The sequence below is a fragment of the Streptomyces sp. cf386 genome, from assembly GCF_900103585.1.
In the GTDB taxonomy this organism is placed as follows: Bacteria; Actinomycetota; Actinomycetes; order Streptomycetales; family Streptomycetaceae; genus Streptomyces.
This window is the reverse complement of sequence record NZ_FNHV01000003.1, coordinates 581,235-599,813: the sequence shown is the minus strand read 5'-3', so window position 1 is coordinate 599,813 and position 18,579 is coordinate 581,235. Positions and strand designations below refer to the sequence as shown.

Sequence of the window (18,579 nt, the reverse complement as noted above, 5' to 3'; positions counted from 1 at the left end):
GCTCGCCCGGCCCGACCCTCAGGCAGTGCGGCCGGCGGTCTTCAGAGCCCTCTCCAGCAGGCGGTCGGCGAGGCCGGCGAACGCCGTGCTCAGGGCCTTGTCCGTGATGCGGTGGGCGTACGACTGGAAGACCAGGGCGGCCGAGGCCTGGACGGCGGGGGAGACGCGCTGCGGGTCGCTGATGAGCTGCTCCCGCAACTGGACGGGCACGGGCCACTTCTTCGGCCAGGGCAGCTTCGGCGGTTCGGGGCAGATGTCGTCCCCGACCTCCTTCAGTACCTCGGCGGGCTTCTTCCCCGCCAGGCTGGCGGCGATCGTGGCCTCCGCCACCGAGACGGACATGTCCCGGACGGCCGGCAACAGCGCGATCCCGGGCGGAATCGGCTGCGGATTCAGACGCCCTCCGTCTCCGGCCGCCGACCTGAATCCGATACCGAAGCCGTTGCCGACGCCGGGGTCGTGAATGGGGTGCGGCGGGACGGGCGGCTCGACGATCTCCCACAACCGGGGGTCGAGCGAGGCCAGCATCTCCATGACCTCGACGGTCAGCGCCGCACGGGAGGCGGTTGCCATGGGGGCTCCCTTCCTGGATCTCGGGTGACAGCGTGAGACCGTAGGGCGGGTTGGTACGGCTGTTCGGTGATTCACCCTTCCGAGGGCGCGGTCGCGCCCGGACACGCACCGCTGTCAGAAGCGGGGCCGCGCTCGCCTCTGCTCCAGCCGGGCTTCCGTGGCGGCCTTGATGCTCCGCCGCGTATCGGAGGACAGATACGAGGAGAGCTGCCAGAGCTTGTCCCTCTCCCGCTCGAACTCGCCGCCGAGTTCGGGCAGCGCGAGAGGCGCCGCGGCGAGTGAGGCGCGGTGCCGGATCTTGGCCTCCTTGACGCCCAGCACCGCACGCAGAATCAGACTGGGGGCGTCCTCGTCGACGCCGTGCCAGTGCGCGATGGAGCCGGTGGCGCTCACATGGAGATCCCGGGAGATGTACGACCACTTGTGCCGGCGTATCCCCGTCACCAGCTTCCCGGCCCGCTTCTCGGCCGACGAGACGTCGACGTCCCGCTCCACGACGACGTACTGATCACCTCGGAGCCGGCACAGCGCGGCGGACTCGGCACTGTGTACGGCGACCAGTTCGCTGCACCGCTGGATCACCAGGTCGCCGACGTGCTCGCCGTAGACGTCGTTGATGCCCAGCAATCCGTCGACGTCCAGGTAGGTCAGTGCCGCCGAACGCGCGCCCGCGAGGGACTTCGTCACGAAGTCGGCGCACTCGCTCTCGTTGAACAGGGGGATGGGCTCGGCCGGTTGACCGTCCCGGATGCCGCTGCTCTGCGCCCGAGCCGCGCGTCGTCCGGCGTCATGGGCGGCAGGGCCGACCAACCGCATGGCCGAGCCATCCGCGCCATCCGCGCCGCCCGCGCCCTCCGTGCCGTCCTCGTCCACCTCGTCGCCGTGCAGGCGTATGTCGTCCGCGCCCGTGTACCCCTCCAACAGAATGGAGGTGCACCCCTGCTCGACGGCTTCCTTGAGGGTCGCGCCGAAGCCGAGCGCCCGGTAGAAGGAGGCGGAGAACAGAGCCGCCTGCTCGTCCCCCCACTGCTCGATCGTGCCGATGGCACACCTGCCGGTGTGTGCGATGTCCTTGGCCATCTCGGCCGAGTAGCAGGAGTTCAGCAGCACGACCCTGACCGAGCGCGCGGCATCGAGCCCGAGCAGCCTGAGGACGGCCTCCCGCGACACCGGCTGTGCCCGTCTGTCGGTGCCGACCAGGTCGATGCTGTTGAGCGAGCTGTGCCCGGAGAAGTGCAGCACGGTCGGAGCATGCCGGTTGATCTCCCGCAGCAGATCGTCGGCGCGCGCGGCCCAGACCGGCACGAACTCGATCTCGGCGGCGTAGGGGCTCTGCTCCGTCCGCTCCTGGACGAGCCGCATCTCCTCGTCCAGCGCAAGACGTCCGGTGTCGAGCGGATTGGCGGCGACCAGCAGGACCTTCACGGACACCGTCCCCGGAGTGCGAACTCGGTTCTCTGAAAGGAAGTTGATGCTACATCAGGGGTTTTGGCCCGCTACGGTCCTGCCATGGAGTGGAAGCCGAAGCAGGTGGAGGCGGGTGGAGAGCGGGCGGTCGGAGCGGGGGGTGACGTCAAGGCCGCCGCGACCGGCGATCACAGCACCGCGATGTACACGCACGTCGAAAACCAGTATGTGCAGCAGCTTCCGGAAGCGGCCGAGCTGTCACCGGAGGAGACGGACGAGGCGCTACGGCGGTACTCCACCCGTATCCGTGAGACCTACGGTCGGCTCGACCTGGACGTCCTGATCCCCACGGAGGAGGGCGAGCATCCGCCGGTCGGTCTGGACGAGGTGTTCGTGGCGCCGACGGTAAGGGCGGACCCGCCGCCGGTGGAGTTGCCGCGCGACATCCGGCAACGGCTCGTCGACTCCGGGGAGTGGCCGTCGAGCCTGCCGCCCGGACTGGAGCGGGAGGCCTTGGAGCGGGCGCGGCGTGCCTATGCGGATCGGCCGGCGCGGGATGTTCTTGAGGTGCTGGCCGATTCGAGTGAGCGCCGCATCGTGCTGCTCGGCGATCCGGGGGCGGGGAAGTCGACGCTGGCCCGGCATGTGGCACTCACACTGACGCAGGAGGTGGCGGCGGGCGATCCGCTGGAGCCACTGATGGGTCGGGTGCCCCTGGTCGTGGAGCTGCGTGAGTACGCGGCGGGGGAGTGGCGGGACCGGACGCTCGAGGACTTCCTCAAGCATCTGCACGGTAACAAGGGGATGGCGCCGCCGGTGGCGGTGACGGAGCGGTTGCTGGCCGAGGGGCGGGCGGTCGTCGTCTTCGACGGCCTGGACGAACTCTTCGACCCGGCTGCCCGGGAGCAGGTCAGCCATCGGATCGCGGACTTCGCCGGGCGGTACGGGGACGCCGGGGTGCGCGTGGTGGTGACATCGCGGGTCATCGGGTACCGGCGGGGTGTGCTGGAGCGCGCCGGGTTCGCGCACTACATGATCCAGGACCTGAGCAAGGAGCAGATCGCGCGGTTCGCGGGGCAGTGGTACGCGACGGCGTATCCGCGTGACGAGGAGCGAGCGGCCCTGCTGTGCCGACGGCTGACCGACGCGGTGGGGTATTCGCGGCCGGTGGGTGAACTGGCCGGGAATCCCCTGCTGTTGACGATCCTGGCCATCATCGGCCGACGTCGGGAACTGCCTCGGGACCGGCAGGGCGTCTATCGGCATGCGGTCGCTGTCCTGGTGGCCCACTGGGACGAGCACGCCAAGAACCTGCGCGCTCCCACTGACGTCGAGGCCCTGTCGTACCTCGGTGACGAGGACCGGCACGAGCTGCTGCGGCTGGTCGCACGGCGGATGCAGGACGGGGACGGGGGGATCGCCGGCAACCACATCCACCAGGACGAGCTGCTGGACACGTTCAAGGAGTACCTACGGGAACAGTACGAACTGCCGGTTGCCCAGGCGGTGTCGGCGGCGCGGACGATGGTGCGGCAGTTCCGGGAGCGGAACTTCATCCTCAGTCATTACGGGGGCGGGGTGTACGGGTTTGTGCATCGGGCGTTCCTGGAGTACTTGGCCGCCGAGGACATCGATCGCCGGTACACGCGCGAACGCGAGTGGACTCAGGAGGAGTTCATCGAGCGGGTCTTCGTGCGGCATGCGGAGGATCCGGCGTGGCATGAGGTGTTGTTGCTGCTCGTCGGGCGGATCGGGGAACGGGACGCGGCTGCGGCGATCGACCGGCTGTTGGAAATGCATCGGCGATGCGTCGTCACGAACTCGTACGCGCGGCTTCTCGCCCTGAGCGTGCGGGCGCTGGCGGAGGTGCGCAGGATCGGTGCTCTCTCGGCGCAGAGCAGAGCTGTCGTGGACGGCATCATCGCGGCCCTGGAGGGGAACGGCCCACACACCCTGACCCATGTGGTGGAAGAGATCTCGGCCGCGCTGAGGACGTATCCGCCCCACTGGAGTGGGCGGCCCCCATTCCTGCGCTGGTTCCACCTGTGCGGTCAGTTCAGCTATTCAAGGCATGCGGGCATGTTCGCATCCGCGCTCTACCAAGGGCAGGCGCTGGCGCAGGCCGTGGCGGTACATTCGGATGACTTCACAGCCCGTAAGGTCTTGCTGGAAATGCTGGCGGCGCGCTGGGGTACTGAGCGGGGCGTCCAGGAACTGCTCGGGGCTCGTCTGCTCGCGGATCCGGACGAGGAGGTCCGCGGGGCGGCGTTGGAGCTCCTGTTCCAGTGCGGCGAGAACGAGGCCGAGCTGAGCGATCTGATCCGGGACCGTTCCGTCAACGACCCCTCGCTGCAAGTGCGCGCCCTTGCGCTGCACCTCCGGAGCGACTCCGAGGCCCCCGGCCTGTGGGCGCCGATCCTCGAACTCCTCGACTCCCACTGGTACGGGGACCGCCCTGTGGCGTTGGATCTGCTGGCCAGGTACAGGGCTGAGGATCCGGTGGTCCAGGCGCTGTTGAGCCGCCTGGCGGTCGAGGACCCGGAAGGCCCGGTGCGGGACACGGCAATCGAATGGATGATCAAGGTCTGTGACGATGAAATCGTCCAGGAACTGCTGCGGGAACTGGCGATCGACGACCCGGATGAGACCGTACGGCAGTCAGCCATGTCCCAGTTGGTCATCAAGCAGGGGGACTGGCGACTCGCGCGCAGACTCGCCGTCGAGGACGACCACTGGTTTGTCCGATCGAATGCCCTGTACGCACTGCGAGAGGTGCGGGGCGAGGAACCCGACACCTGGGAACTGGCCCGTCACCTTGCCGTTGCGGACCGGCACGGGGAGGTCCGTCAAGCCGCCTGCGATGTGCTGGTGCGGACAGCGGTGGCGACATCCCGGACCGACACGTGGGAGATCCTGCGCGATCGTCTCTCCGAGGACCCCGGTGACGATGCTCGGAGAACCGCGCTCGCCGGACTGGCACGGCTGAGGACGCGGGAGACCGAGACCCGGGCGCTGGTCCGCGAACACCTGGTCAACGACCCTGACGTCGGCGTCCGCTTTGCCGCGGCGGCAGCATTGTGCGACTACTGGAGTCACGAGCCCAGTACCTGGGAGCTGGTGTTCGACCGGCTCAAAAATGAACCGGCCGACAATGTCCGCCACGAGGTTCTGGACGCCATGCGGCACTGCCCGGATGCCGTCGACGGCTGGGCAGCAGTCCGCGAGCGGGCGTCCGAAGACAGTTCCGAACGGGTGAGGGGAAAGGCACTGACGCTCCTGGCCACAGACCGGGGTGACGATGCCGCGACCCGAGAGCTGATCCGCGCCAGGGCGGTCGCCGACCCCGGACAGTGGACTCGGGCCCTCGCCCTGCGCTGGTGGGCCGTACACGAGACGGACGACAGGGCAGCCGGGTTCCTGCGGGACCGGGCCATCGCCGATCCCCAAGCCCAGCCCCGAATCGCCGCCCTCCAGTCGCTCGCCTTCGGCTGGCCCGCCCACCCGCAGACGTTGCCGCTGCTGCGGGAGCGGGCCGAGACCGACCCCGAGGAGGAGGTACGCGAGGCGTCCGCGAGAGCCCTGGCGGCTACTGCGGCGCTAGCGCCCCTCGCCGACCAACTCCCCTGACAGGAAGGCCGACCAGGTGGTGGGGGAGAGGGTGAGGTGGGGGCCGGTGGGGTTCTTGGAGTCGCGGATGTGGATGGTGTGGGGGCAGGTGGCGACTTCGAGGCATTCGCCGCCCTCGCCGCCGCTGTAGCTGGACTTGAACCAGTCGAGTCTGTCGGTGTTCACAGTTCCCCCAGCTTCTTCTCGATCAAGGCGCGGGACTCCAAGGGATTGAGGGCCAGCGCGCGCATGATCCCATAGCGCTCGGCGAGCTTCCGAACCTCTTCCATGTCCGTGATGAGCCTCGGGTAGCCCTGTACCTCCGTATAGCCCACCTGGGCATGCTTCTGGGGGTGTCAACAGTGTGAACGCGCCGTCCATGTTGGGGTGTTCCGCGCACTCGGTCGGCATGACCTGGAGCTCGACATTCCGCAGACTTCCTCGGTCAGCAGCGGGCGGCGCTTGACGAACACGGCGTGCGCGTAGTCCGGGGTCTGGAGCAGTCCCGGCACGCCCTGGTTGGCGTAGAAGTGCAGCTCGACGGCCTCCGCCTCCAGCGCCGCGTAACTCCGGTACCACTCCGGATGCCGAGTCCGCCGCTTCGACATCGCCCGCTCGACGTCCTCGATCGCGTCCGTCAACAGCCCACCGGCATCGAGGATTTCATCCGCCTTCTCCAGGAACTCGGGCCGCGGCACCCGCACACCCCGCTCCATCGCCCCGATCTGATCGGGCCCGTACCCGACCTTCACGCCGAACTCCTTCTGCGTCAGCCCCGCCCGCTCACGCAGCCGCCGCAGCATCTTGCCCAGCGTGCTGAACAACTCGATGGTCCCGTCGGCCTCGGCCGGCGTCTCCGGCCTCCGCTCCCGCTCGTCCTTCATCCGCGTCCCCGTCCTCACGTCGTTGTGGTCACGGCCGACCGCCCGACTTCACACGCCTCGCAGCCGTACTGCTACGCAGAGTCGCGCAGTCCCCCCTGGTCAGCGTAGATACAACCGGCCACTCTCAGTGACGTGAACGTCGAAATCACCACCCCCACACCTACTCCCACCCTTGCCCAACGCCTCAGCGCCACCCCCCGAGGCGCCCGCCTCGCCAGACGCCTCACCGCGCACCAACTCACCGCCTGGGGCCACCCGTACGACAGCGACGCGAACCACACCGCACAGCAACTCGTCGCCGAACTCGCCGCCAACGCCGTCACCCACGGCAGTGTTCCCGGACGTGACTTCGAGCTGCGGCTCATCCTCCTCCCCGAGGAAACCCTGCGTATCGAAGTGAGCGACGCACGCGGCGACCGGCAGCTCCAATTCGTCACGGAGTCGGACGGTGAGGGCGGCCGAGGGCTGATCCTCGTTCAGCTCCTCGCGCTCGCCTGGGGCGTCGCCGAGCGTGAAGTCGGTAAAACCGTCTGGGCGGAACTGGGCCTAAAGGACCTCTACTCGTGAGTACGGCAAACGGTTGCCGTCTCGTTACGACAACACCTTGACGTGACATGCCATATCCGCGTTTGCTACGGCCAACCCCGGGTAGCACCGCCGCTCCTCCGCTCGGAAGGCACCACAGGTGAATGTTCGTCCCCCCCACACCCCTGCCCTGCGCCGTATCGGCATAGCCGTCGCCGCATCCGTCTCGGCGCTGTCGCTCACGGCATGCGGTGTCATCGACGGCATCGGGGGCGGTGACAGCTCCGAGGCGCCGGAAAAGGGCGACGACATCACGGTGGGACTCCTGCTGCCCGACAAGGACACGGCGCGCTTCGAGAAGTTCGACTACCCGCTGATCAAGAAGGAAGTCGGCTCTCTCACCAACGGCAAGGGCAAGGTCGCCTACGCCAACGCCGAGGCCAGCCCGGACAAGCAGAGCCAGCAGTTCCAGCAGATGATCGCCGACCAGGTGGACGTGATCCTGGTCGACGCGCTGGACGCCAAGGCCATCGCCTCGGACGTGCAGAAGGCCGAGGACGCGGGCATTCCGGTCATCGCCTACGACCGGCTCGCCGAGGGGCCCATCGACGCGTACGTCTCCCACGACAACGAACTCGTCGGCGAGGTCCAGGGCCGCTCGCTCGTCCAGGAACTCGGCTCGAAGGCGGCGTCCAGCAAGGTCGTCATGATGAACGGCGACCCGGCCGACCCGAACACGGGCCGGTTCAAGAAGGGCGCGCTCGACGAGCTGGAGGGCGAGGTCGACATCGTCAAGCGGTACGACACCGACAAGTGGTCGCCCGAGATCGCCAAGAAGAACATGGAGCGGGCGATCGCCTCCGTCGGGCTGAGCAATATCGCCGCCGTCTACTCGGCGAACGACGGCATGGCGGGCGCGGTCATCGAGGCGCTGAAGGACGCCGGGGCCACCAAGATCCCGCCGGTGACCGGGCAGGACGCCAACCTGGACGCGGTGCAGCGGATCGTCGCGGGCGAGCAGTTCATGACGGTGTACAAGCCGTTCGGGCAGGAGGCGACCAACGCCGCGAAGATGGCCGTGTACAAGGTCCAGGGGCGCGACATCGAGTTCGACGCGCTGACCCAGGACTCGGTCGACAGCGCGTCGGAGAAGGACCTTCCGGCGCAGCTGGTGTCGGTGGTCGCCGTCACGCAGAAAAACATCGAGGACACCGTGGTCCGGGACGGCGTCTACACCGTCAAGGACATCTGCACCGCCGAGTACGCGGCGGACTGCGCGGCGATCGGCCTCAAGTAGGCCGGAAGGCAGCCCTTCAGCTGCGCCACCGCCGGAAGAAGCCCTGCACGCGACTCAGCCCTCCGCGCCCCTGCGGTAACCCTCCACCAGGTCTGCGAACGCCCTCGCCGGCGGGCTGAGCGCGTCCCAGCGGCGGACCGCCCAGCCAACCGGGAGGGGCCGCAGGGCGGGGAGGGGGATCAGGCGCAGGTCGCCTTCGCCCTCCTCGCCGCCGGTGGCGGGCAGCAGCCCCGGAAACGCCGGCACCACCGCCCGCCCGACCCCCAGCTCGGCCAGCAGCAGTGCCGTGTCCCAGTCGGCGACGCTCGTGTCGTGCGCGAGCCGGATGCCCAACTCGGCGCAGGCGGCGTCCAGATGGGCGGCCGAGGCGGAGTTCGGGGGCAGCCGGATCAGCCGTACGTCACGCAGATCGGCGCCGACATCGACGTACGGCCGCTCGGCCAGCGGATCGTCGGCCCGTACCGCCAGCACCCACGGCAGCTCCACCACCGGCCGCTGCTCGATCCCGCGCACCGGTGGGCCGAGGGTGATCCAGGCCAGATCGAGCGTGCCGTCGGCCAGCGCGTCGAAGCTGCCGCGGCCCGAACTCACCGTGCGGAACTCCAGGTTGACCTTGGGATGGCGCCGCCGGTACGCGACGACCGCCTCCGACATGAAGTGCCGTACGGTCGTCGCCCCCGTCGCCACACGCACGAACCCGCTCTCGCCGTCGACCAGGTCCCGCAGCTGCCGTATCGCCAGATCCAGCCCGGAGATGCCCTCGGCGGCGGCCGCCTCCAGCACCCGCCCGGCCTGGGTCGGTACGACGCCCCGGGGCTGCCGCTCCAGCAGCGCGACCCCGGTCTCCCGCTCCAGCCGCTTCACGTGCTGGCTCACCGCCGACTGCGTGCACTTCAGCTCCCGGGCCACCGAACTCAGGCTCCCGGCCCGGCACACGGCCACGAACACGCGCAGGTCATCGAGGGTCATGACCTCTAAGCTAACGCTTGGGGGCAGCGACAAATCCCAAGGATTGACTGGGCTTTGACCGGTGTACGACGATTTCACCGGGCCCGGGCGGCAACCCGCTCCTCGCCTCCGCCGAGTCCGGACCGGTGCGGGGGAGGGAGCGGGTGCCGACCCACAAACGACCGCAAGTTCCGAGAGGACAGTCCGAGAGGACAGTACGTGTCGACTCCCATCGCCGCCGCCGAGTCCCTCCTGGAGGACCTCGGCGCCGCGACCGTCCCGCACCCCGGCGGCACCCTCCTCACCCACCTGCGCCGCGTACGGTCCCGCCTCGCCGCCTGGAACGCCCGGCCGGCCCTCCAACTCGCCGGCCTCTGCCACGCGTTCTACGGCACGGACGGCTTCCCGACGGCCCTGCTGCCGCTCGACCGCCGTAGCGAACTGGCGGGGATCATCGGGACGGAGACGGAGTCGATCGTGTACTTCTACGGCTCCTGTGACCGCGAGGCCGCCTATCCCACCCTCGCGGACGAGGGCTCCCCCTTCCGTGATCGCTTCACCGGTCACTCCCACACGCCGGACACGCACCTCCGCCGCGACTTCGCCGAGCTCACCGCCGCCAACGAACTCGATCTCACCGACCACGATTCCGCCTTCCGCGACCGCTACGGCGCCGACCTGCTCGCCCTGTTCACCCGCTTCCGGCCGTTGCTGAGCCGGGCGGCCTGGAACGACTGTCTGGAACGACTGCCCGGCCCTTGACTTCACAGGGCGGTCGCGTCACATTCGCATTTCTGACACATAGTCAGGAATAGCTGATGGTGCGGGCGGGAGCGGCAATCATGACCACGACCACGACCACTGACGCGAGACCCTCGCGAAGAGGCGTACTGGCCGCGGGCGCCGCGACCACGGCCGCGGCCTTCGGTGTCGTGGGAGCCGCCCAACAGACCGCCCGAGCCGCCGACCTACCCCTTCTCGGCACGTATGACGTCGTCGTCATCGGCTCCGGAGCCGCCGGCATGACGGCCGCCCTGACCGCCGCCAAGCAGGGCCTGAGCTGCGTGGTGCTGGAGAAGGCCCCGACCTTCGGCGGGTCCGCCGCCCGGTCCGGTGCCGGGATCTGGATTCCCGACAACTCCGTGATCCTCGCGGCCGGAGTGCCGGACACGCCCGCCAAGGCCGCCGCCTACCTCGCGGCCGTGGTCGGCCCCGACGTCCCCGCCGACCGGCAGCGGGCCTTCCTCACCCACGGCCCCGCGATGCTCTCCTTCGTCATGGCCAACAGCCCTCTCCGCTTCCGCTGGATGGAGGGGTACAGCGACTACTACCCCGAGCTGCCCGGCGGCCTCCCGAACGGCCGCTCCATCGAGCCCGGCCAGCTCGACGGCAACCTCCTGGGTGCCGAACTGGCCCGGCTGAACCCGCCGTACATGGATGTGCCCGCCGGCATGGTCGTCTTCAGCGCCGACTACAAGTGGCTGGCGCTGGCCGCGGTGAACGCCAAGGGCGCCGCGGTGGCGGCGGAGTGTCTGGCGCGGGGCACGGCGGCGGCCCTGCGCGGCGAGAAGCCGCTGACCATGGGGCAGTCGCTGGCGGCGGGGCTGCGGCTCGGGCTGCGGTCGGCCGGGGTGCCGGTGTGGCTCGGCACGCCCCTCACCGACCTGTACGTCGAGGGCGGCGCCGTCAGCGGAGCCGTCGTCACCCGCGACGGCGCCCCCGCCCTGGTGCGCGCCCGCCGGGGCGTCATCGTCGGCTCGGGCGGCTTCGAGCACAACGCGGCGATGCGCGCGACCTATCAGCGCGGGCCCATCGGCACGGACTGGACGGTCGGCGCGAAGGAGAACACCGGCGACGGCATCCGGGCCGGGCACCGCCTCGGCGCCGCCCTCGGCCTCATGGACGACGCCTGGTGGGGCCCGGCGATCCCGCTCCCCGGCCAGCCGTACTTCTGCCTCGCCGAACGCACCCTCCCCGGCGGCCTGCTGATCAACGCCGCCGGCGCCCGCTTCGTCAACGAGGCCGCCCCCTACAGCGACGTCGTCCACACGATGTACGACGTCAACGACACCGACCCGGCCATCCCGTCCTGGCTGATCGTCGACCAGCACTACCGCAACCGCTACCTCTTCAAGGACGTCCTGCCGACCCTGCCCCTGCCCGACGCCTGGTACGGCTCGGGCGCCGCGCACAAGGCCTGGACCCTGGACGGGCTCGCGCGCTCGATCGGCGTCCCGGCGACGGCACTGCGGACGACGGTGGACCGCTTCAACTCCCAGGCGCTGCGCGGCGAGGACCCCGACTTCCACCGGGGCGACAGCGCCTACGACCACTACTACACGGACCCGTCGGTCCTCCCGAACTCCTGCCTGGCGCCCCTCTGGCTCCCTCCGTACCACGCCTTCCGGATCGTCCCCGGCGACCTCGGCACCAAGGGCGGCCTGCTCACCGACGCGCGGGCGCGGGTGCTGAGGGAGGACGGCTCGGTGATCCCCGGTCTGTACGCGGCCGGGAACGCCAGCGCCGCCGTGATGGGGCACAGCTATGCGGGGGCCGGTTCGACGATCGGCCCGGCGATGACGTTCGGGTACATCGCGGCACGGGACATCGCCGGAAACCCGTAGGCGAGGTTCCTGGGCGAGGGCTACGCGGGCTTCCCGCGGCTACGCGGACTTCCTGACGATCAGGAACGCCTGCTGGGACGTCTCGTCGAGCGCCGGGTCCGGTTCGCGGACCGTCCGGGAGACGAGGGCGAAGCCGGCCGCCGTCAGCAGGTCGGCGATGTGTTCCGGCCGGCGGCGCTGGAAGGTCAGCGAGACCGGGTGGCCGAAGGGGCGGTCGTGGTGCCGGTCTTCGTCGCCGGCCTGGAAGGCGACGAGCAGGGGTGCGCCGTGGGCCAGTACGCGGTGGAACTCGGCGAAGAGGGCCGGGAGTTGATCCACGGGGGTGTGGATGGAGGAGTAGAAGGACAGGGCGCCGGCGAGAGCGCCGTCGGGGAGGTCCAGCTCCAGCATCGACCCCTGTGCGAAACGCAGCCCCGGGTTCTCGCGGCGGGCGATCGCGAGCATCGACTCCGACAGGTCGACCCCGAACACCGGCAGCCCCAGCGCGGCGAGGCGGGCCGTCGTCCGACCCGGCCCGCATCCCAGGTCGGCCACCGGGCCGTCCCCCTCGACGAGTTCCGCGAACACCGCGAGCACCGCCCGCTCCAGGGGCCGTTGCGCCAGCTCGTCCCGGAAGAGCTCCGCGTAGTCCTCGGCGATGGCGTCGTAGAAGGTGCGGGTGGTGGCGAGGAAGTCGGCTTCGGTCATGGCCGGGGACCCTAGCGAAGTCGCCGACTACTCGCCTTCGTTTTCCGGCTCACCGGTCCGCTTGAAGCCCACCCCGAACGCGGTGCCGACGGCAAGGCCGAGGCACATTCCCAGGGCGAGTCCGAGCGCCAGGTTGTCGAAGATGATCAGCCCGAACACGATGCCGATGCTCGTGCCGAAGGCGAGGCCGAGGGACAGACCGATCGCGAGGTTCTTGTCGGCGGGAGTGCCGCCATTTTCCTCGGGGTTGATCTCTGCGTCGTTCTCTCTGTTGTTCTCTTCACCGCTTGTCATCAGGTAATTCTCCCACGGAGGGCCTCACGCCACCCCCGCCGCCCGCAGCACCGCAGTGGCCACGGCCGCCCCCAGCACCACCACCGGGAACGGCGCCCGCCGCCACGCCAGCACCCCCGCCACCAGCACCCCGGCCGGCCGTGCCCACCCCGCGAAGCCGCCGCCCTCGGTCAGCGCGCCCGTGGCCAGCAGGGCCACCAGCAGGACGATCGCGCCCGCCGACAGCAGCTCCTGGACGCGGGCCGGGAGTTCGACGCGCCCGTGGAGCACCGGCCCGACCAGCCGGAAGGCATACGTCCCGACCGCCAGCGTCAGCATCATGGCCACCGTCGCGCTCATGCCGTACGCCTCCCGCCGCCGCGTCCGTACACGACGAGACCGGCCAGCGCCACCAGCACCGGCACCCCCGCCGGGACGGCCGGCGTCACCGCCAGCGCCAGACCGGCGCCGAGCAGTGCGGAGCGCCGTACGGCCGGACCCTCGCGCAGGGCGGGCAGCACCAGGGCGACGAGGACGGCGGGGAAGGCCGCGTCCAGGCCCCAGGTGCCGGTGTCGCCCAGCGCGCCGCCGGCCAGCGCCCCGGCGAGGACGCCGAGGTTCCACACGGCGAACAGGCCGAGCCCGGAGATCCAGAAGGCCGCCCGCCGCCGTGCCGGATCCTGCTGGGCGAGGGCGAAGGCCACCGTCTCGTCGGTCACCAGGTGCGCACCGAGGAGACGGGCGAGGCGGCCCCGGCCGATGATGTCCGCGACGGCGAGGCTGAAGGCCAGCGTGCGGGTGTTGAGCAGCAGCCCGGTGGTCGCGGCCGCCACCGGCCCGCCCCCGGCGAGCAGCACACCGACCGCGCTGAACTGCGCCGAGCCCGCGTACACGACCAGCGACATCACCACCGGCACCCACACCGGCAGCCCGCCCGCGACGGCGATCGCGCCGAAGGAGACGCCGACGACGCCGCTGGCCAGCCAGACGAGCGCGCTGTCCCGTACGAGGGGAGCCAGAGGTGCCAGAGGTGCCATCATCGGTGTTCGGAGTAGCGAACGCATGTTTGCCACAATGAACGGGTGGGTTGGTGTTCGTCAAGGCGAACGAACGTACCTGTAGAGCGAACGACGGGAAGTGAACCGCATGAGCGAGCCCCTCGCGTGGATCGCCGCCTCGCTGCGGCGCGAGCGCACCCGGGCTGGGCTGTCGCTGTCCGAGCTGGCCAAACGGGCGGGCATCGCGAAGTCCACGCTGTCCCAGCTGGAGGCGGGGGGCGGAAATCCCAGCGTCGAAACGCTGTGGGCGCTGGGGGTGGCCCTCGGTGTGCCGTTCAGCGCGCTGGTGGAGCCGCCGGCGCCGGCCGTACAGGTGATCAGGGCGGGTGAGGGGCCGACCGTCGCCTCCGAGCGGGCGGACTTCGTGGCCACGCTGCTCTCCGCCAGTCCGCCCGGTGCCCGTCGGGACATCTACCACCTGCGCGTGGAGCCGGGCACGGCCCGCGAGTCGGAGCCGCACATTCCGGGGAGCGTGGAGCACCTGATCGTCGGCGCGGGCCGGGTGAAGGCAGGACCCCGGGGCGACGAGGTCGATCTGGGGCCGGGTGACTACATGTCGTATCGCGGAGATGTGCCGCACTCGTACGAGGCGCTGGCGCCCGGGACGACGTTCGTGCTGATCATGCAGCACATCTAGACCCCGGGAGCGGAGAACGGGGGCGGAGAAAGGCAGGAGCCCCGTTGCCTTGCGGCACGGGGCTCCTTGGGTACTGCGCTCAGTTCCGGATCAAAGCACCAGGCTCCGAGACCGAATGATCAGACGGGGGTGACGTTCTCCGCCTGCGGGCCCTTCGGACCCTGGGTCACGTCGAAGGAGACCTGCTGGTTCTCCTCCAGCGAACGGAAGCCGCTCGCGTTGATCGCGGAGTAGTGAACGAAGACGTCGGGGCCGCCGCCTTCCTGGGCGATGAAGCCAAAGCCCTTTTCGGCGTTGAACCACTTCACGGTTCCGGTAGCCATAAGCCCTCCTTGGGCCCAAAGGGTTGCCCTGCTCCAGAACCCTGCAAGTGTGAAAACTGAGTGTGAAAACTACTGCCGCACATCTGCATACGTCTGAAAACGACTAGAGCCCGCGGTCACATGCTCCGCAGGCTCTGTACTGCAAGGGAAACCAAACTGCAACTTGCGGCGAGCCTAGCACGCGGGCAGCCGAAAGCAATAGAGGCCAAGATCACGTCACTCGTACGTTAGAAGTGTGCGTGTCGGGGTTGACGGGATGCTGTGACGGGGGTGTCACGACCCTGAAGGGTGCACGGTACCCCATAGGGTCTAGCCTCGCGATGTGGACAATTCTCGCACCCGGCCGCGCGTAGGCCACATCCAGTTCCTGAACTGCCTGCCCCTTTACTGGGGACTCGCGAGGACGGGCACGCTCCTCGACTTCGAGCTGACCAAGGACACCCCGGAGAAGCTCAGCGAGCAGCTGGTGCGGGGCGACCTCGACATCGGACCGATCACCCTCGTCGAGTTCCTGCGCAACGCCGACGACCTGGTCGCCTTCCCCGACATCGCGGTCGGCTGCGACGGCCCGGTGATGTCCTGCGTGATCGTCTCGCAGGTCCCGCTGGACGAACTGGACGGCGCCCGGGTCGCCCTGGGCTCGACGTCCCGTACGTCCGTCCGCCTGGCCCAGCTGCTGCTGGCCGACCGCTACGGCGTGCGGCCCGACTACTACACATGCCCGCCCGACCTCAGCCTGATGATGCAGGAGGCGGAGGCGGCCGTACTCATCGGGGACGCGGCCCTTCGCGCCAACCTCCTCGACGGCCCGCGCTACGGCCTCGAAGTCCACGACCTCGGTTCGCTCTGGAAGGAGTGGACCGGTCTGCCCTTCGTCTTCGCCGTGTGGGCGGCGCGCCGGGACTACCTGGAGCGCGAGCCGGTCATCACCCGCAAGGTGCACGAGGCGTTCCTCGACTCCCGCAACCTCTCCCTGGTGGAGGTCGGCAAGGTCGCCGAGCAGGCGGCCCGCTGGGAGGCCTTCGACGAGCGCATCCTGGAGCGGTACTTCACCACCCTCGACTTCCGCTTCGGCGGCCCGCAGCTGGAGGCGGTCGCGGAGTTCGCGCGTCGGGTGGGGCCGACCACGGGATTTCCGGCGGATGTGAAGGTGGATCTGCTCCAGCCGTAAAGGGCGGGGTGCTTCCGCACTAACCTGCTGCCAGTTCACCGGCCCAAGAGGCCGTACGGGGGAGGAGTGGGCGCAGATGCAGCCGCTCGGAGTTGACGAGCCGACCGTCGTCGGGCCGTACCGGCTGCTCGGGCGGCTCGGTTCCGGCGGGATGGGGCGGGTGTACGTCGGGCGCAGCGCGGGCGGCCGTACGGTCGCCGTCAAGATCGTGCACCCGCACTTCGCGCTGGACGAGGAGTTCCGCGCCCGCTTCCGCCGGGAGGTGGCGGCGGCGCGCCGGGTGGGCGGTGCCTGGACGGCGCCCGTGCTGGACGCGGACCCCGAGGCCGCGGTGCCGTGGGTGGCCACGGGGTATGCGGCGGGGCCGTCGCTGGCGGCGGCGGTGACGGGCTCGGGTGCGCTGCCCGCGCATTCGGTACGTGTGCTGGGGGCGGGGCTGGCCGAGGCGCTGGCGGCGGTGCATGAACTGGGGCTGGTGCACCGGGATGTGAAGCCGTCGAACGTGCTGCTGACGCTGGACGGCCCCCTGCTCATCGACTTCGGCATCGCGCGGGCCATGGACGGCACGGCGTCCCTGACGTCGACCGGCGTCTCGATCGGCTCCCCCGGCTACATGTCGCCCGAACAGATCCTGGGCAACGGGGCCACGGGGGCGGCGGACGTCTTCTCGCTGGGCGCGGTGCTGGCGTACGCGGCGACCGGGGAGCCGCCGTTCTCCGGGGACTCGTCGGCGGCGCTGCTCTACAAGGTCGTGCACGAGGCGCCCGAACTCGATTCCCTGGACGCGGAGTTGAGGGACCTGGTGGCGGCCTGCCTGGCCAAGGAGCCGGGTGCGCGGCCCGCGCCGGGGGAGGTGGCCCGGCGCCTGGCCCCGGACGGGGCGGCTCGGGAGGTGGCGGGCGGCTGGCTGCCGGGGGCCTTGGTCGAGCAGGTCAGCCGTAGTGCCGTGCAGCTGCTGAACTTGGAGGCGGGGGAGGACGTCGCCTCGGGGCCGGTGGGGTTCAGCCGGGGGATGACGGTCGGGGAGTTCGGGCCGCCGCCGGTGATGCCGGCACCCGCGACGCCGGCACCCGCGCCGACGCCGACGCCCGCGCCAGGGACCGCTTCTGCTTCCGCGTCAGCAACCCCCGTCGTCGTACCCGAACCACGTGACGCGATACCTCCTCAGGACACCGCCCCGGCGTCCGAGCAGCGTCCCGGCAAGCTCTCCCTCTCCGTCGCGGCGGCCTCGACGTCGGGCGACGGCGGCCGGGGGCGGCGGATGAGCTGCACGGTGGCGCTCGCGGTGGCGGGGGCGTTCGCGGCGGTGACGGTGGGCTCCGTGTTCGTGTTCGAGCTGCTGCCGGGCGGCGGCGGTGACCAGGACACATCCGCCGATTCGGGGGCGGCCTCCTCGCAGTCCCCGGGCACGGACTACTCCACCCCGGCCGCGAGCGCCGTCCCCGCCCGCTACCTCGGCACCTGGGAGGGCAAGGCCAACGCCCTGGACGGCGCGCTGCCTGCGGGAACCTTCCGGCTCACCGTGCACAAGGCCGACGTCGGCGAGGAGTTGGGCACCCTCCGCAACACGGATCTGCTCGGCGGCGTCTGCAACGACGTGCTGACCCTGAAGAAGGTGACGGCGAAGGAGCTCGTCGTCACGTCCGTGGGCAGGAAGGGCAACCACGCCGGCTGCAACCCGACCCCGCACACCGTCCGGATCACACCGGCGGGCGACGACCTGGTGTACCGCTCGGAGAGCGACGCGGAGGGGAAACCCGAGGCTCGGTTGTCGAAGGTCGGGTGACGGGTGTGGTGACCGCTCTGCTCGTGGCCGTCGCCGCGCTGTGGGGTGTCGCGGCGGGTTCGCTCCTGCCGAGGGCCGCCTACCGGTTCTCCGTGTCGGAGGGGGAAGAGGAGGAGGCGTGGCGGGAGCGGTGCCCCGCGGGGCATCCGATCCGCGGGTGGATCGGGCGGGCCCGGTGCGGACAGTGCGGGCCCGGTCAGCCGTACGGCCCCGGCGCCCCGACGCTCGCCACCGCCACCGCCCTCGTCTGCGCCGCCCTCGCCGCTGCCACCGGCACCCGGCCCGAGCTGGGCGTCTGGCTGCTGCTGGCGCCGGTGGGCGTGCTGCTCGCGGCCGTCGACCTGCGGGTGCGGCGGTTGCCCGACCCGCTGACCCTCCCGCTCGCGGGCGCCGCACTCGCGCTGCTCGGTCTGGTCGCCCTCGTCCCCGAGCACGCCGGTGACTGGCCGACCGCGCTGTGGGCCGCCCTCGCACTCGGCGTCTTCTACCTCGTGCTGTACCTCGTCAACCCGGGCGGCATGGGCTTCGGCGACGTGAAGCTGGCGCTTTCGGCGGGGGCGGTACTGGGCTGGTACGGCTGGCCGACGGTCATGCTCGGCACCTTCGCCGGGTTCCTGTCCGGGGCGCTGTACGGCTGGGGGCGCGTCGCCCTGCGGCGGGCCGGGCGCAAGTCGGCGATCCCGTTCGGGCCGTTTCTGCTCGGCGGGGCGTTCGTGGGGCTGCTGATCGGGGCGTACGCGGCCTGACGTCGGTCTCGTCAAGGGCCTGGCGTAGGCTGGT

At 70.5% G+C, this 18,579-nt stretch carries 20 protein-coding genes; 9 read left to right on the top strand and 11 right to left on the bottom strand.

Annotated elements, in window-relative coordinates:
- Positions 1 to 18 precede the first annotated feature (18 nt).
- Positions 19 to 573 carry a hypothetical protein gene (locus BLU79_RS10645; RefSeq protein WP_093905389.1) on the bottom strand — a complete coding sequence of 185 codons (555 nt, stop codon included), beginning with the start codon at positions 571 to 573 and terminating at the stop codon, positions 19 to 21.
- A gap of 114 nt (positions 574 to 687) precedes the next feature.
- Positions 688 to 2,004 (bottom strand): sensor domain-containing diguanylate cyclase, encoded by a 1,317-nt coding sequence (locus BLU79_RS10640; protein ID WP_107489284.1) that lies wholly within the window; start codon positions 2,002 to 2,004, stop codon positions 688 to 690.
- A gap of 78 nt (positions 2,005 to 2,082) precedes the next feature.
- Here BLU79_RS10640 and BLU79_RS10635 point away from each other — a divergent pair, with 78 nt between their 5' ends.
- Positions 2,083 to 5,607, top strand: a complete 3,525-nt coding sequence (locus BLU79_RS10635) for a HEAT repeat domain-containing protein (RefSeq protein ID WP_143052482.1) — start codon at positions 2,083 to 2,085, stop codon at positions 5,605 to 5,607.
- Here the strand turns inward: BLU79_RS10635 and BLU79_RS10630 are convergent.
- From BLU79_RS10630 to BLU79_RS10625, 3 genes are read right to left on the bottom strand one after another with little or no spacing between them, the layout of a single operon-like run.
- On the bottom strand, positions 5,578 to 5,772 hold the full coding sequence (locus BLU79_RS10630; protein WP_093905386.1) for a DUF397 domain-containing protein: 195 nt from the start codon (positions 5,770 to 5,772) through the stop codon (positions 5,578 to 5,580). The genes BLU79_RS10635 and BLU79_RS10630 overlap by 30 nt on opposite strands.
- A complete protein-coding gene (locus BLU79_RS49905; protein WP_371131839.1) occupies positions 5,769 to 5,921 on the bottom strand; it encodes a hypothetical protein in 153 nt (50 codons plus the stop codon). Before BLU79_RS49905 ends, BLU79_RS10630 begins: the two co-directional genes overlap by 4 nt.
- Positions 5,922 to 5,942: 21 nt before the next feature.
- Entirely contained in the window at positions 5,943 to 6,470 is a 528-nt protein-coding gene (locus BLU79_RS10625; protein ID WP_371131838.1) for a Scr1 family TA system antitoxin-like transcriptional regulator, read from the bottom strand.
- Between the two features lie 132 nt (positions 6,471 to 6,602).
- On the opposite strand from BLU79_RS10625, the gene BLU79_RS10620 reads away from it, so the two are divergent.
- Both BLU79_RS10620 and BLU79_RS10615 read left to right on the top strand, forming a co-directional pair.
- Positions 6,603 to 7,037 carry an ATP-binding protein gene (locus BLU79_RS10620; RefSeq protein WP_093905385.1) on the top strand — a complete coding sequence of 145 codons (435 nt, stop codon included), beginning with the start codon at positions 6,603 to 6,605 and terminating at the stop codon, positions 7,035 to 7,037.
- A 118-nt stretch (positions 7,038 to 7,155) separates the two neighbouring features.
- Positions 7,156 to 8,292 (top strand): sugar ABC transporter substrate-binding protein, encoded by a 1,137-nt coding sequence (locus BLU79_RS10615; protein WP_093905384.1) that lies wholly within the window; start codon positions 7,156 to 7,158, stop codon positions 8,290 to 8,292.
- A gap of 54 nt (positions 8,293 to 8,346) precedes the next feature.
- Here the strand turns inward: BLU79_RS10615 and BLU79_RS10610 are convergent, their stop codons facing one another.
- Complete coding sequence (locus BLU79_RS10610) at positions 8,347 to 9,261, bottom strand: LysR family transcriptional regulator (protein WP_093905383.1); 915 nt, start codon at positions 9,259 to 9,261, stop codon at positions 8,347 to 8,349.
- A 198-nt stretch (positions 9,262 to 9,459) separates the two neighbouring features.
- Between BLU79_RS10610 and BLU79_RS10605 the strand changes: the two genes are divergently transcribed.
- Both BLU79_RS10605 and kstD read left to right on the top strand, forming a co-directional pair.
- Complete coding sequence (locus BLU79_RS10605; RefSeq protein WP_093905382.1) at positions 9,460 to 10,002, top strand: DUF6817 domain-containing protein; 543 nt, start codon at positions 9,460 to 9,462, stop codon at positions 10,000 to 10,002.
- Positions 10,003 to 10,082: 80 nt separating this feature from the next.
- Complete coding sequence (gene kstD, locus BLU79_RS10600; protein WP_093905381.1) at positions 10,083 to 11,864, top strand: 3-oxosteroid 1-dehydrogenase; 1,782 nt, start codon at positions 10,083 to 10,085, stop codon at positions 11,862 to 11,864.
- A gap of 39 nt (positions 11,865 to 11,903) precedes the next feature.
- Here the strand turns inward: kstD and BLU79_RS10595 are convergent, their stop codons facing one another.
- The 4 genes from BLU79_RS10595 to BLU79_RS10580 are packed head-to-tail and all read right to left on the bottom strand — an operon-like array spanning position 11,904 to position 13,864.
- Entirely contained in the window at positions 11,904 to 12,551 is a 648-nt protein-coding gene (locus BLU79_RS10595) for a class I SAM-dependent DNA methyltransferase (RefSeq protein WP_093905380.1), read from the bottom strand.
- A gap of 27 nt (positions 12,552 to 12,578) precedes the next feature.
- Positions 12,579 to 12,845: a glycine zipper domain-containing protein gene (locus BLU79_RS10590; RefSeq protein WP_093905379.1), complete on the bottom strand. Its 267-nt coding sequence runs from the start codon at positions 12,843 to 12,845 to the stop codon at positions 12,579 to 12,581.
- Positions 12,846 to 12,869: 24 nt separating this feature from the next.
- Positions 12,870 to 13,184: an AzlD domain-containing protein gene (locus tag BLU79_RS10585; RefSeq protein ID WP_093905378.1), complete on the bottom strand. Its 315-nt coding sequence runs from the start codon at positions 13,182 to 13,184 to the stop codon at positions 12,870 to 12,872.
- A complete protein-coding gene (locus tag BLU79_RS10580) occupies positions 13,181 to 13,864 on the bottom strand; it encodes an AzlC family ABC transporter permease (protein WP_093905377.1) in 684 nt (227 codons plus the stop codon). Before BLU79_RS10580 ends, BLU79_RS10585 begins: the two co-directional genes overlap by 4 nt.
- Before the next feature lie 106 nt (positions 13,865 to 13,970).
- On the opposite strand from BLU79_RS10580, the gene BLU79_RS10575 reads away from it, so the two are divergent.
- Positions 13,971 to 14,519 (top strand): helix-turn-helix domain-containing protein, encoded by a 549-nt coding sequence (locus tag BLU79_RS10575; RefSeq protein ID WP_093905376.1) that lies wholly within the window; start codon positions 13,971 to 13,973, stop codon positions 14,517 to 14,519.
- A gap of 119 nt (positions 14,520 to 14,638) precedes the next feature.
- Here BLU79_RS10575 and BLU79_RS10570 read toward each other — a convergent pair whose 3' ends face one another.
- Positions 14,639 to 14,842, bottom strand: coding sequence for a cold-shock protein (locus BLU79_RS10570; protein WP_003992177.1), 204 nt, complete (start codon positions 14,840 to 14,842; stop codon positions 14,639 to 14,641).
- A gap of 322 nt (positions 14,843 to 15,164) precedes the next feature.
- Between BLU79_RS10570 and BLU79_RS10565 the strand changes: the two genes are divergently transcribed.
- From BLU79_RS10565 to BLU79_RS10555, 3 genes are all read left to right on the top strand, one after another.
- Positions 15,165 to 16,013 (top strand): menaquinone biosynthetic enzyme MqnA/MqnD family protein, encoded by an 849-nt coding sequence (locus tag BLU79_RS10565; RefSeq protein WP_093905375.1) that lies wholly within the window; start codon positions 15,165 to 15,167, stop codon positions 16,011 to 16,013.
- 76 nt (positions 16,014 to 16,089) lie between these two features.
- The gene (locus BLU79_RS10560) at positions 16,090 to 17,799 is read left to right on the top strand and encodes a serine/threonine-protein kinase (protein WP_093905374.1); all 1,710 of its coding nucleotides are present in this window, start codon (positions 16,090 to 16,092) and stop codon (positions 17,797 to 17,799) included.
- Between the two features lie 5 nt (positions 17,800 to 17,804).
- On the top strand, positions 17,805 to 18,545 hold the full coding sequence (locus BLU79_RS10555) for a prepilin peptidase (protein WP_177000961.1): 741 nt from the start codon (positions 17,805 to 17,807) through the stop codon (positions 18,543 to 18,545).
- Positions 18,546 to 18,579: the final 34 nt, after the last annotated feature.